Annotated in this window: 11 protein-coding genes; 2 read left to right on the top strand and 9 right to left on the bottom strand. The window is 48.7% G+C overall.

What is annotated here, in order from left to right:
• The first annotated feature begins 246 nt into the window (after positions 1–246).
• Complete coding sequence (pseB, locus tag SIL79_RS12780; protein ID WP_162207232.1) at positions 247–1,242, top strand: UDP-N-acetylglucosamine 4,6-dehydratase (inverting); 996 nt, start codon at positions 247–249, stop codon at positions 1,240–1,242.
• A complete protein-coding gene (gene pseC, locus SIL79_RS12785) occupies positions 1,239–2,402 on the top strand; it encodes a UDP-4-amino-4,6-dideoxy-N-acetyl-beta-L-altrosamine transaminase (RefSeq protein ID WP_319619317.1) in 1,164 nt (387 codons plus the stop codon). The genes pseB and pseC overlap by 4 nt, the downstream gene beginning before the upstream one ends.
• Positions 2,403–2,527: 125 nt before the next feature.
• Here the strand turns inward: pseC and SIL79_RS12790 are convergent, their stop codons facing one another.
• From SIL79_RS12790 to SIL79_RS12830, 9 genes are all read right to left on the bottom strand, one after another.
• On the bottom strand, positions 2,528–4,237 hold the full coding sequence (locus SIL79_RS12790; protein WP_162207234.1) for a cytidylyltransferase domain-containing protein: 1,710 nt from the start codon (positions 4,235–4,237) through the stop codon (positions 2,528–2,530).
• A complete protein-coding gene (locus tag SIL79_RS12795; RefSeq protein WP_162207235.1) occupies positions 4,234–6,183 on the bottom strand; it encodes a glycoside hydrolase in 1,950 nt (649 codons plus the stop codon). The genes SIL79_RS12790 and SIL79_RS12795 overlap by 4 nt, the downstream gene beginning before the upstream one ends.
• The gene (locus tag SIL79_RS12800; protein WP_162207236.1) at positions 6,180–7,418 is read right to left on the bottom strand and encodes an ATP-grasp domain-containing protein; all 1,239 of its coding nucleotides are present in this window, start codon (positions 7,416–7,418) and stop codon (positions 6,180–6,182) included. Before SIL79_RS12800 ends, SIL79_RS12795 begins: the two co-directional genes overlap by 4 nt.
• A complete protein-coding gene (locus tag SIL79_RS12805; protein WP_319619318.1) occupies positions 7,418–8,449 on the bottom strand; it encodes a class I SAM-dependent methyltransferase in 1,032 nt (343 codons plus the stop codon). The genes SIL79_RS12800 and SIL79_RS12805 overlap by 1 nt, the downstream gene beginning before the upstream one ends.
• Before the next feature lie 157 nt (positions 8,450–8,606).
• Entirely contained in the window at positions 8,607–9,725 is a 1,119-nt protein-coding gene (locus SIL79_RS12810) for an FkbM family methyltransferase (protein WP_162207238.1), read from the bottom strand.
• Complete coding sequence (locus SIL79_RS12815; protein ID WP_248952407.1) at positions 9,718–10,467, bottom strand: SDR family NAD(P)-dependent oxidoreductase; 750 nt, start codon at positions 10,465–10,467, stop codon at positions 9,718–9,720. The genes SIL79_RS12810 and SIL79_RS12815 overlap by 8 nt, the downstream gene beginning before the upstream one ends.
• On the bottom strand, positions 10,467–11,432 hold the full coding sequence (locus tag SIL79_RS12820) for a transketolase family protein (RefSeq protein ID WP_162207239.1): 966 nt from the start codon (positions 11,430–11,432) through the stop codon (positions 10,467–10,469). Before SIL79_RS12820 ends, SIL79_RS12815 begins: the two co-directional genes overlap by 1 nt.
• Positions 11,425–12,264 (bottom strand): transketolase, encoded by an 840-nt coding sequence (locus SIL79_RS12825; protein WP_319619319.1) that lies wholly within the window; start codon positions 12,262–12,264, stop codon positions 11,425–11,427. The genes SIL79_RS12820 and SIL79_RS12825 overlap by 8 nt, the downstream gene beginning before the upstream one ends.
• A gap of 47 nt (positions 12,265–12,311) precedes the next feature.
• On the bottom strand, positions 12,312–13,166 hold the full coding sequence (locus tag SIL79_RS12830) for an N-acetylneuraminate synthase family protein (protein WP_162207241.1): 855 nt from the start codon (positions 13,164–13,166) through the stop codon (positions 12,312–12,314).
• Positions 13,167–13,207 lie beyond the last annotated feature (41 nt).

The raw sequence follows: 13,207 nt of genomic DNA on the forward strand, positions 1-13,207 counted from the left end.
CATGAGTGCATATTTACAAGATATGTGCCAGTTTTCAAAGATAATAGAGTGATCTATGCATTGAAAACCGGCTTTTGACTTCAGTACCTAAGTTTTTGTTATACAACGAAACCTATACTGTGCATACTTTAAGTTGTTGGTTAATAGCCTGGTTTGGCTCAGATTTTGTATATTGACCGGGACAAGAGGATGACGTAAAGCCATGCAGGTTTATCGTCAGCGTAAAAGCAGAGGGCTGGATAATATATGTTCAACAACCAAACAATACTCATTACTGGTGGGACAGGTTCCTTCGGACAGAAATACACCAGAACTCTGCTGGCTCGTTATAAGCCCAAGCGTTTGATTATCTTTTCTCGTGACGAGCTCAAGCAGTTCGAAATGCAGCAGCAATTCAATGATCCCTGCATGCGATACTTTATCGGCGATGTGCGCGATAGTGACCGTTTGATGCAGGCGATGCAGGATGTGGACTATGTGATTCATGCAGCAGCGATGAAACAGGTGCCGGCTGCTGAATACAATCCAATGGAGTGTATCAAGACCAATATCCATGGCGCCGAGAATGTAATTAAGGCGGCGATCAGCAATAAAGTGAAGAAAGTGATCGCACTCTCGACCGATAAGGCGGCCAGTCCTATCAACCTCTATGGTGCCACCAAGCTGGCCTCCGATAAGCTGTTTATTGCTGCCAATAACATAGTCGGCAGCAGCAAAACACGTTTCGCGGCGGTGCGTTATGGCAATGTGGTGGGCTCCCGCGGCTCTGTGGTGCCATTTTTCAAGAAGCTTGTTGCCGATGGCGCCGAGTCCTTGCCGATAACCCATCCGGAGATGACCCGCTTTTGGATCACCTTGCAGCAAGGGGTGGATTTTGTGCTGAAAAACTTTGAACGGATGCAGGGAGGGGAGATCTTTGTCCCCAAGATCCCTTCGGTGCGTATTACCGATCTGGCCAAGGCTTATGCACCACATCTGGAGCATGAGATTATTGGTATCCGCCCAGGCGAGAAAATGCACGAAATCATGTGCCCTGCCGATGATTCTCATCATACCCTGGAGTTTGATGATCACTTTGTTATCACGCCGAGTATCCGTTTCTTCGGCCGGGAAACCGACTTTTGTACCAATGCCTTGGGAGAAAAGGGCCAGACGGTAGCAATGGGATTTGAATATAACTCGGGAACCAACCCTCATTTTCTATTGGGGGATGAGATAGTCAAACTGGATGCCGATGTATGATCCCTTACGGTAAGCAGGATATCAGCCCAGACGATATTGATGCTGTCGTTGAAGTTTTGCAATCCGACTGGCTGACTCAGGGCCCCAAGGTGCCGGCGTTTGAACAGGCGATATGTGACTATACTGGTGGCAAATTCGCCGTTGCAGTAAATAGCGCCACCTCGGCTTTGCATATTGCTTGCCTGGCACTCGATGTCGGCCCTGGCGACAGGGTGTGGACATCCCCCATTACCTTTGTGGCTTCTGCCAATTGTGCCTTGTACTGCGGCGCTGAAGTGGACTTTGTCGATATCAATCCCGAGTCCGGTAACCTGTGCCCTGAGGCGTTAAAGGCCAAGCTGGAGCAGGCTAAACGAGAAGGTACTCTACCCAAGGTGGTTGTTCCGGTTCACCTCTGTGGTCACAGCTGTGATATGGCGGCTATCGCCGAGCTGGGTAAAGCCTATGGATTCAAGATCATCGAAGATGCTTCCCATGGTATCGGTGGCTGTTATCAGGAGCATAAGCTTGGTAGCTGTGAGTTTTCGGATATCACGGTTTTCAGCTTTCATCCGGTCAAAATTATTACTTGTGCCGAGGGGGGCATCGCACAGACGAATGATCCCGAATTGGCGTTTAGGCTTGGGTTATATCGAAGCCATGGGATTACTAAAGAGCCGCTCAAAATGCTGCGCCCAGACGAAGGCGACTGGTACTACGAGCAGCATACCCTGGGCTTCAATTACCGTATGACAGATCTGCAGGCGGCGCTGGGGCTTTCGCAACTTAAGCGCTTGGATGAATTTGTCTGCAAGCGCAACCAACTGGCCGCTAATTACAGTCAAGCGCTGGTCAAGTTGCCGGTTGTGAGCGTGGAGCCTTTACCCGGTAGTATGAGTGCTCGTCATCTTTATATGATACGTCTCAAGGAGGTCGGGCGGCGCCGGGCGGTGTTCGATACCATGCGAGAGGGAGGCGTGCAGGTGCACGTGCATTACTTCCCTGTGCACTTGCAACCCTATTACCTCTCTCTTGGCTTCAAAGAAGGTGATTTCCCGGCAGCAGAGCAGTTTTATCATGAGATATTGACTCTGCCTCTTTATCCGAACCTGGATGAAACTGCCCAGCAAAAGGTGCTTGATGAGTTGACCGCCAGCCTAAATACCAGGGCGACGCCTTAAGCTTTTGAATGTAAGCTCGAAAATGTCAGCTTGGGACGGTCAGACTGCCGTGCCGCCGTTTGCTTTACTCTTTGCGACTATCTTTGTCGCTCTGTTTACAACTAGCTTTGCTACTAGCTTTGTCGCTATTTTAGCAGCGAACTGATTTCAGCCATCAACTGCTTGATGCCGCCATGGTTGGCAAAGACCCTAGCGGCCTCTGTTTGCAATTTTTCGCGCTCTTTGGCATCACTGAGCAACCATTCAAGTTTATCAATGGCATCCGAGAGCGAGTCGCTGATAAGGCAAGATTGCGTTTTTTCCAGCATTGCCAGCTCGGCGTCATCGCACAGATGCCTTGGCGGCAGCAGCAAAGTCGCCGCCCTCGCATAGATGGATTCAAACAGCGATAAGCCATAACAGCTCAGCACTACTTCGGATTCGGCAATCCATTGCTTGAGATTTTCCGGATTTTTAAGCACTTGGATATTACACCCGGCGGGCAATACAGGCCTAGGCGCCAATGGCCCCTTGATCCAGACTATCGGCCAGTCGGTATGCAGTTGACTCAGTAACCCTGGCAACGCTTGGCCATACCCCAGGGCATCGCTGCCGCCGGTCAATACCAAAATTTGAGGCTTCTTCAGCCTTTGGGGAAGGGGACTGAACAGGTAGTTTTGCCAGCCGGAAGATACCTTGGGATGTTGCAGTGAGGTATTGAAGCTGGGAATGAACAGCCAATCCAACTCAGGTAACAGCGGTGCCAGTTTATCTATGCCGACAAGTTTGCATCCCTTGTGTCTTAAGTTTTGTAGCGCCTGCTTGATGGCAGATAGAGCGATAAAATCCGGGTGGAGATCCAGTATGATCAGCGGGTTGGCATCGGCCTTCAACGCGGTAAGCCATTCCGCTTCTGTTTGATACCAAGTGACTTTTGCCGATGATGTCTGGGCGAGTGAGTTAGGTGTCGAGCCTTCGTAGAGCGCATGAACCCGGGCACCAATGGCCAGATACTCCTGCAAGGCATCGGCGATTAACTCGGCGCGCTTGAAGTGTCCCAGACCGATATCCGCTCCCAAGTGACAATAGATGCTGGCCTTGGCGTATTGACGATCGGCGGCTTTTTGCTGCACATGGGCGTTGATGGCACTCAAGTCCGAGTCGATGAGCAGTTGCTCCTGAACCCAGGCGAGGCTAACGATAGAGTTTGTCGGATGCTCTGCGTACCAGCGGCGGTAGATTTCGGCCATGAAGCGGTAATCGGCCTGGGTATCGACAGAAATTCGCTGCTGGACTTTTGAATAGTCGCCGCTGTCTGGAATGCTCAAACGTTCGAGTATCGGGGTTAACTTATCCCCATAGCCTACGTGCTCTCTGGACATGGCACATTGACTGACCGACATCAATTTGTCCCAGCCCCGGCGGCTATAGAAGGCCATGCCTTCATGTATTGAAACAACGCCCGGGTTCAGTTCAATGCTGTCTTTCCCCGATGCCTTGAGCGCATTCAGCCCATGGTCGATAAAGCCGGGATCTATCAGCGGACAATCACCGCAGACGTAGAGAATATAATCCGGATCTTGCCTTTGGATTATGCTATCAAGCCTTGCCATCAGGTCGTTGACATCGCCTTCATAGGGATGACATTCGACGCTATGTTCAGCAGCCCAATCCAGCAGCGGGCGGTTAAAGTCATCCGCGGTTGTGGCCAGTTCACAGTCGTTTACTTCTTGGCATTGCATCAGTCTGCGCCAAATATGGCTAATCATGGGGTCGCCGGCCAGTGGCAATAAGTGCTTCCCCGCCAGGCGACTGGAGTTGAGCCTGGCCCCGACAATGGCAAGTGTCTTGGTCATAGCGGCTGTTCCTCTGTTTTGGGTGTTTCTGTTGCCGAAGGGCGAGAGGTTTGGCTATCTGGACTGATGCACAGCTCAAGGCTCAACAGTTGCCCGCCGGGTTTGAGGGTTTCATCGGCCTCAGCCAGCGAAAACCACAGCCGATTCAGATACTGTTCATCGATTTTTTTGCTGGAAATCATCGGCAAGGCGGCACAAAGCGCGGGGTTCCAGTCAATGCGAATGCCTCTTGCCCGGGTGCCAAAACAGATGGAGCCCGCGGTTGCTCCCAAGGCGCTGGATGAGGAGACTATCGAGGAGATTGGCGCGCCTTGGTCCATGTCATGGGCTATTTGGAAATATTCATCCCTGTGGCCACCGAGACGGGTCTGATACCAGGCCCGTTGCTCACAATCGAGCAGGGTCATAAAGCCCAAGCGTACCGAGGCTTCGGGGCGGCTGCTCTCTTCGAAATGAAAGCCGCTAAAGAGGCGCTCACCTTCGAGCCGATACCATTTTAATATCGCGCCGCTCTTGAGCGCTTGGCGGCAATAGATGACCAGGCAGCCGTCTTGCTCCCCTAGCTGGTATTCCACCCGATTGAGATCGGCCACTCTGTCGCGGTCGCGAAAACGCTCCAGCAGGAGGTGATTGCTGTAAAAATCGACGCCATAGCTGATATGGTCGAAGTAGCCGTGTGACAGGGTACCGATAACGGCTTCAAAGTCATGGCTGGCAAAGGCCAGCGAATCAATCGCCAGACCGCGATTGCCGTTGAGTGTCAGCCTGATGTCTGGGGTTTGCACCTCCAGCCTACGCCTGGCCTCATCATAATGAATGTGGATGTCTTTACGGGCTTGCCAGGGCGCAAATGTTGGCGCGGCCGAAGCGCTCTTGGTCAATGCCAGCGCCTCGTAGCGCGCTTGGGTCAGGTGGGTTCTGAGATCGCTGGCCCAGAGGCGGCACAAGTCTCGCCAACTCTCATCGTCTGTATTGGGCTGCGCCTTAAGCTCGGCCAGTCTTTGGTAACAAAGGCTATTGAGGTGGAGATCATTGCGGCCGCTCAGTCCCCAACGGGTAATGTTGTATTTGGCCTGCTTCTTGACCGAAACCGGGTGCTGGGCATTGGTGAGTGCCAGGGGTTCTAAGCCTTGCCAATGTTGAAGCAGCTTGGAAGGGAGGCTCCACTGGTAACCGTCCAGGTCATTGAGGGTCATGAACAACTGCGCTATGCGCTGCCATTCGCCGCTTATTGGCTCGGCTTCGGTATGGTAGCGCCCGGGACGGAAGTCAAACACTTCGGCGTCGCTGCCATAAACCGGAAATGCCAGAGTGCCGGGTTTCAACACCTTGCGCAGATATTGCAGATAATCTTCCAGAGTTAGCTCGCCGTGAACATAGCGCTGAAATTTTTGAAAGGCGATGGCATGGTTCCAGATGACCTTGATCTGTCGGCCGCTGGCGCTCTTTAACGATTGCGGCCGCATTAGCCGCTCTCGTTGCCACTCTGGGTTATGGGAAAAGGGATTGTCCCACTCCACCACCACGGCTTCAAAGCCTTCATCTATGTAGATATCAAGCAAGCCGGCTGAAACCGCTTGTTCATTGAGATAGGCGAGTCTGGGGCTTATACCCAACAGGCGCTGATAAGCCTCTTGACCCAACCTCAGGTTGGCATAGTTGACCTCGGCCGGGATCAGCGGCCCTATGATTTGGCTGTCGCCACTGGCAACCAACTCGCATTTTTGTTGCTTCAACAGTTGTTTGAAGCGAATGACCCAGGTCGGGTCTACCGCGTTGATACACTCGAGTGTATAAGCGCTTAGCTCAAGACCAACAGGTATGCCCCCCTCAGCTAATTGCAGTAATGGCCAGTAGCAGCGTTTTACCACCTCAGAGTGCTGCTCTGTTTCAACGGAGGAAAACGCCAGGTTGAGGTGAAAAACCGTGTATAGGGCTGAACTCATGAGTTGGAGGTCTCGTACACTACTTGGATCTTGGATAGGGCATCATAAGCTCTGTCTATGGCAGTTTGCTTGTCATCGGCATAGGTGATAGCGAATCCTGCTCTCTGGGTGTGATTGGCCAGTGGTTGGATTATGCTGCCAGGAGTAATAAATAGTTTCAGCATTTCCACCCCCTTGCTGGATTTAGCTTCTGCCTCACCGTGTATTTCCTTGATCTTACCTGGAGCTAGATCTAAATAACGGATAGCGACTGCCTGATGTCTGCTTGGGAGCACCTCCGTGTCGGTCAAAGGCTCGCCCAAGGCCAGCTTAATCGCTTTTTCGACAAAGTTGACCCCGGTGGCCAGCGGAATTTGAGTAGTGGAAAAAAAACCGCCAGAAAGCCTGCCGGCTATTTCTATTACCTTGGGGCCTTGGGCGGTATAGACCATGTCGCCCTTGGCAACTCCTTGAGAAATGTTGAGCGCAGCAGCGGCCTGTTCAACGGTGGTAATCACTTCAACTTTGATTTCGTCATTTATTCCGGTAGGTGCATCACCGCCATTTTCAATGATGAATGGTTTAGTACGTTCTAACCATTCATAATTGCGATCGGAAAACCCCAAGGTGTAACACTGGCCTTTATCTATCAAGGTTTCAGTGCTGAATTGCGGACCCTCAAGAAATTCTTCAAGCATAACTCTTGCTGTTGGAGACTCATTTGCTGCTATGTTCCAGGCGTTTTCGAGTTGTTCTTCATTGTCTAAGAGTTGGACACCTCTTGCTCCTCTGCTATCTACGGGTTTTATTATCAATGGAAAACCTATTTCCGCAGCTTTCTGTTTTAAACTCGAGATATCAGATACATCTGCAAAGCGGGGGATCGGAATCCCTTGTGATTGCAATTGCGTTTTCATTGCAAGTTTATCTGAAACCCAAAATGCGGACTCCAATGATAAACCAGGTAATCCGAGGGCATTGCTAACAGTTGCGACGCTCAGAGGAACATCGGCGCACATAGCTATAACGCCATCTACGGATAGCCCAGTTGTCATTAACTGTTTTATTTGAGTAAGAATTCCTTCTCCATTATAGGTACTTTCTATAATGGGCCAATCGGCCATCGCAAGCCCAGGCGCTGTGGGGTTCCCATCAGCAATAAGGAGTTTTAGCCCCATGGCTTTGGCAATAGCTATTCCTTCACAGGCTTCGATACCTGCACCTATTATTAGTAAATGCTTATGTGGTTTTGACATCAGTGAGCCCGAGAATCATCTATATTATGCAGTCTTAAGGTTGTCACTCCACGCTTTCTAAGCCAAGTTAAGGAATCAAAAATCTCTTTCTCGGATGCATAGGAGGATATCAGGACTGTGTCGCCCGGTTGCCAGTCAATCGTTGCCGGATCCTGACAGATCCAGTCACCTTGCTGTAGCCCCCATTTCAATGTTGAGGTGTCTGTCAGCCCATCGATATGACAACGTTCAAGTAGATTAGTATTGGCTACAATTTGACAAGTATGAATTCCTGCTCCCCAAAGGTATATGCGTTTACTTTTATTCAACTGTTTCTGAACCTTGTCCAGACATCCCTGCCAATAAGTTATTTCCTTGTTACGGTATTCGGTGAGAATTTTTCGATTAATTATAGGGTCGGTATGGAGGCTCAAATAATGGTTTTGCGCTTTGGTACTTGCAAGTACGCCAATTACTGGCGATAGGTTACTGTTAAAGTGTTCAATGACCGAAATGGGGGAGTATCCAGCTTGAATCAAACTTTGCAGCAGGTTTTCTTTGGTGTAATAGTTGATATGCTCAAAAGAGAAAAATCCGGGGCACAAACTGTCTGGCTGAGCCATAAGTGGCACTTCCACATAGATAAAGCCCTCTTCTACAGCATTTTGGAGCTGTCGGCATTTAGTGAGAGTCACCTGTGGATGGTACAGATGTTCTAGCACATGAGTTAGAAGTATTAATTCGAAGCTTTCCTCGGTTTGAAAATTTTCTGCCGAGCTATGAATACAGTCAATCTGGTAGAGTCGTTTGGCTAGTTCGACTGAGGCTGTCCCAGGCTCTACTCCCAAAACTCGTTTTACTCCAGCAGTGCGAAAACGAGATAGTGTGTAGCCATCGGAGCTACCGATTTGCAGGGTAGAATCAGGTAGATAGCCTATACCGCGTTTGATAAACTGGATCTGCTCATCAAGATCTCTGATCTTGGCCTCGGATGGTTTTTCTGCTCGACCAGGGTTTGTGTACACCGCCATGGAGCTGTAGAAGGTCATCATCTCGTCAAAGCTGACCGTAGGACTTTGGGACACAGAGCCACAATGGGGACAGACCGAGAAACCTATCTCTCTTGGTGTTAGTCCCGGCAGTGCCCAGGTGGTGGAAAATATGCACTCAATCTCAGTGTAACCACACAGAAAACAATGCCGATTCATCTTAATTACCTGCCTTTGCATAAAGCACTGATTCAAGAAGATGTTGTGAGTGATGCTCAAACCAGAACTTGTAGCTGGAATTTATACTGTTAATTTGTTCAATAAGTTGCCAAATATGATTTGGTTCGTGATAGGCACTTATAGCTAGTTTAGGAGAACAATGTTTTAATAAATCGGCTGCTCCATTCAAGGCTTGAGGCTCAGCACCTTCAATATCCATTTTTATGTAGCTAGGTTTTCGACCGATAGTTTGGCTATAGTTGTCCAGAGTTGTTGCGATGACCTCTGTTGCCTTCTGGTTGGTGAGTCCATCGCCGCTTACTCTAGATTGCATACTGTGAACGGCCTCTGCTGAGGCAACGAATTTAAGGGTTGTATTGCAATCCCATAGAGCCTTTTTTATGACGGTACAGTTTGGGATATGCTTCTTAGCAATCATACTTGTTAGTATGTTGTAATTTTTTTCATCAGGTTCGAAACTGTGTATTTCAATATTTTTTCCACAAAGGTCTTTTAGCTCCAGAAGAGTATCACCTTGCCAAGCCCCCCCATCAATATAAACATCATCAGATGTTGGAAAAACATTTGGATTCATATAGTGGTCGTGCTTTGGAGACTCTAAATGCATAGGATCATAAGTTTGACGATATCGAATGCATCCAAGGTAGTTTTGTAGGTCAACGCCTCGAAGGAAATTCAATCCAACATTTACCGCTTTTTCTACGTCAAAAACTTCACAGTTGAAATGGTCTTTCCAGCGTAAAAAATCAACACAAAAACTGAAATCCAAGTATTTACATTCCAATTGCCGGAGTTGAGCGGCAATATCTTTTGCCCATAAACTGGCTATGAGTATTAGTTGAGGTGCCTTCTTTAGTTTCTCCGGAGCCATGACCTGCTTATCATGGAAAAGTAACTGTTGTTTTGCGATATCGTTGTCGGCATAGCACAGAATGTTGACCCCATACTGTTCTAATACTTTTGTAACGCTCTTTGCTGCGGCACCTGTACCGAATACAATTACTTCGTTCAACTGTAAAAGTATGTTTTCCGGTGATGGCCACTGTAAATTGGTGAGAATGTCTTTTGTCAATAAGCTCTCTTTTTGTTTCTTATCCAAAGTACATTCCTCCATTCATGTTGATAGTTTGTCCTGTCAGGTAAAAGGATTCATCTTGACAGAGGTGGAGCACTTGCTTGGCGACTTCATTTGCGAAGGCTAGACGTCCAGCGGGAATATTTTTGACTTTATCCTTGCCAGCTTCAGTCGCGAGTTCTTTAGCAGACATTTCGGTTGCAACCAAACCTATGGCTACAGCCATGCTTGCAATCCCTTCTTTGGAATAAATTTTGGCAATAGATTGAGTAAAATTGATTAATGCCGCCTTGGATGCAGCATAATGGACTTGGTTAAAACCTCCCCATTGTCCACCAATACTGGTAATGTTAATAACTCGGCCCCATTGTTGTTGTCTCATTCCCTCCAAGACCTCTTGCACCGCGATAAAGGGGCCTTGTAGGTTGACCTTCAGCATTATCTCCCAGTCTTCGTCAGTGATAGTGTCAAATGGCTTTTCTTGAGCCAAAGCACCATTGTTAACTAAGATGGATACGGGGCGCTGAAAGTGTTTAGTCACAGCTTTTATTGCTTCTTGAATGCTTTCTCGGCTTCGGTAGTCCATAGCAACGGCCATTGCTTTTCCGCCGGAAGCATTCAATTGTTCAGCTAAAGCTTCTGCTTTTTGTCGATTGTTGCTGTAGCCAATACCAACGGAATAACCGTGTTGACAAAAGGTTGTGCACAGGGCAGATCCTATTCCGCCAGCTCCACCTGAGACAAGAATCAAATGTTCAATAGTCATTACTTGCCCACCTTTTCGATAACTTGAAAGACTTTTGATTTTATCGATTCTTTATCTAAGCCATAGAAAGTTGCCAATTCATCAGGCTCACCGGAACGGCCTATTGTTTCATTAAGCCCCATTCTAAATAGAGGTACACTTGGATTTTCGGCCAAGACTTCAGCCACTGCTGATCCCAATCCACCGATCACATTATGATCTTCACAACTGATGATCGCCGAGGTCTCATTAGCTGCTTGAATGATAAGGGCGCTATCAATTGGCTTAATGGTGGGCATATGGATTACTCGCACACTAACACCGTGAGCTGCAAGTTCCTTAGAGGCGGCTAAGGCCCGGTGAGTCATGACTCCACAACTGATCAAGGTCACTGTATTACCATCTTGGAGTAGTCTGCCTTTACCTATGGTAAAATCAGGCTCTTGAGTAAACACGTTGGGACAAGGACTGCGCCCGGTACGCATATAGGCTGGACCTGGGTAATTAAGCAATGCCTTGGTAGCAGCTTGCACCTCCCAGGCATCACACGGTGAAAGTACTGTCATGCCGGGTAGTGCACGCATACAGGCGATATCTTCGATACATTGTGCTGAGGCGCCATCAGGACCAACATCTAACCCTGGATGACTTGCAATTAACTTGACATTTTTCTGTGAATAAGCAATTGAAAGGCGGATCTGTTCGATGCCTCGGAGCATGAAGGTTGCAAAGGTCGTCACAAAGGGCTTGAATCCTACAGTTGCGAGCCCTGCCGCCACTCCGATCATATTTTGCTCAGCGATGCCGCACTGAATAAAACGTTTTTCGTGTTGGCGTCTAAAGTGGTGGGCGCCTGTACCGCCTGCGACATCGGCATCGAGTACAAGAACCTTAGGATCTGAATTCGCACATTCGGATATCACTTTGCCGAATGCTTCTCGTAGTGAATCAGATTGTTGGCCTACTAAAGTTGGGGCGTTAGACATTTTGATATTCCTCCAGTTCGGCCAAGCTGCAACCAAGAGAAGTCATGGCATCAATATATTGTTGTTCTGATAATGTGACGCTACCATGCCATAGCGGCATGTTTTCCATATAGTCCACACCTTTGCCCTTAACTGTATGAGCTATTACTACTTTGGGTTGGGTAGATGCGGTATCTGCCATGAGAGTTGTCAGGAGTTGCTGGTGAGCATGACCATCAACCTCTACCACATTCCAGCCAAATGTTCGCCATTTATCTACCAAGGGTTCAAGATTACAAATTTGTTTGTTGGTCGCGTCACTCTGTAACTTGTTGTAATCCACTATTGCAGTGAGCTGAGATAATTTATGATGGCCAGCAAACATGGCGCCTTCCCATATTTGTCCTTCTTGTAATTCACCATCTCCCAATAGGGTGAAAACTCTTTTTAGGTTGTTTTTCAGTTGTAGTCCTTTGGCAATTCCTACTGCCACTGAAAATCCTTGACCTAAAGAACCTGTGCTGACATCTACCCATGGAGTATGTTGTACATCAGGATGCCCCTGAAGTGGCGAGTTTATGGATCGAAGAGTCTTTAAATCGGCACGGCGAATTAACCCTTTAGAGGCCGCAACAGCATAAAGAGCTGGTGTTGCGTGTCCTTTTGAGAGGATAAAATAGTCATCACTGAGTCTATTTTTATTGCTTTTATTGGGTGACATCACCCGATGAAATAGCAGGGTTAAAATATCACTGCAGGATAATGACCCTCCGGGATGCCCCGATTTGGCGTGATAGATTGACCAAATAATATCTTTACGCACTTGCCGTGCGATTTTTTCTGTTGTAGTCATATTAATTACTCATAAGGAGCTCGAATTAGAAAGTCGTAACCATTTCATTATCGTAGTTGCCGCATATGCTTCAGCGGCCGCAAACCATCGCTGGGGTCGGCGCGCCAGTCGCGATCCGGCGCTTCGCTGGGGGCCAGCAATTTGTCGCTCTGACCGTCGATAAGCTCGGCTTCGCGACATTCGGCGATCACCGGCTGCATCTGCTGGGGCAGCCAGCAGTGCCCTGCGGCGTATTCGGCGCCCTGTTCATCCAGGTCGATATGAAATTCCACGCAATCGGCCTGCCAGCGGCCAACGGCGCGGCGAATCACTGCCGCTGATACGCTGTGATCAGACCAACCCACTTTAACTCCATAGCGCTCGCGAAAAGCGCCAATTACCGCCAGGTTGCAGTCGGATTTAGGCGTCGGGTAGGCCGATACGCAGTGCAGCAAGGTGATATCGCGGCAGCCTGAGTCTTTTAACACAGAGATAGCGTGATCAACTTCGTCGAAGTTGGCCATACCGGCAGAAATGACCACGGGTTTACCTGTCTTGGCACAGGCTATCAGCAGCTCATCCCAAAGCAGTTCGTAAGAGGCGATTTTGTAGAAATCGACATAGGGTTCAAGCTCTTTGACGGCATCGAGATAAAAAGGCGTGCAGGAAAACGCAATGCCGTGGCTATCGCAGCAGCGTTTCAACTGTGGCAGAAAACTGACCGGCAGTTCCCAATCCTTGCGTTTTCTGTGCATTTCGCTCTTTTCGAGGATCTCGGGGGCGAACAGCTGATCAATTTTAAAGAGCTGAAACTTGACGGCATCACAGCCGATGGCCGCCGCAGACGCAATAAAATCAAAGCAGCGTTCCAGATCCCTGTGATGATTGCTGGAGACTTCGGCAATAAAAAGCGTATGTTTCATCAGTTTCTTCCGCTTGGGTGATTCAAGTGCTTTATCGGCAC

The sequence above is a fragment of the Shewanella indica genome (assembly GCF_033842865.1).
Lineage (GTDB): Bacteria > Pseudomonadota > Gammaproteobacteria > Enterobacterales > Shewanellaceae > Shewanella > Shewanella indica.

Coding starts and splice junctions, on each gene's coding strand:
- pseB (WP_162207232.1), top strand. CDS start 247: ATGTTCAACAACCAAACAATACTCATTACTGGTGGGACAGGTTCCTTC.
- pseC (WP_319619317.1), top strand. CDS start 1,239: ATGATCCCTTACGGTAAGCAGGATATCAGCCCAGACGATATTGATGCT.
- SIL79_RS12790 (WP_162207234.1), bottom strand. CDS start 4,237: ATGACCAAGACACTTGCCATTGTCGGGGCCAGGCTCAACTCCAGTCGC.
- SIL79_RS12795 (WP_162207235.1), bottom strand. CDS start 6,183: ATGAGTTCAGCCCTATACACGGTTTTTCACCTCAACCTGGCGTTTTCC.
- SIL79_RS12800 (WP_162207236.1), bottom strand. CDS start 7,418: ATGTCAAAACCACATAAGCATTTACTAATAATAGGTGCAGGTATCGAA.
- SIL79_RS12805 (WP_319619318.1), bottom strand. CDS start 8,449: ATGATGACCTTCTACAGCTCCATGGCGGTGTACACAAACCCTGGTCGA.
- SIL79_RS12815 (WP_248952407.1), bottom strand. CDS start 10,467: ATGACTATTGAACATTTGATTCTTGTCTCAGGTGGAGCTGGCGGAATA.
- SIL79_RS12820 (WP_162207239.1), bottom strand. CDS start 11,432: ATGTCTAACGCCCCAACTTTAGTAGGCCAACAATCTGATTCACTACGA.
- SIL79_RS12825 (WP_319619319.1), bottom strand. CDS start 12,264: ATGACTACAACAGAAAAAATCGCACGGCAAGTGCGTAAAGATATTATT.
- SIL79_RS12830 (WP_162207241.1), bottom strand. CDS start 13,166: ATGAAACATACGCTTTTTATTGCCGAAGTCTCCAGCAATCATCACAGG.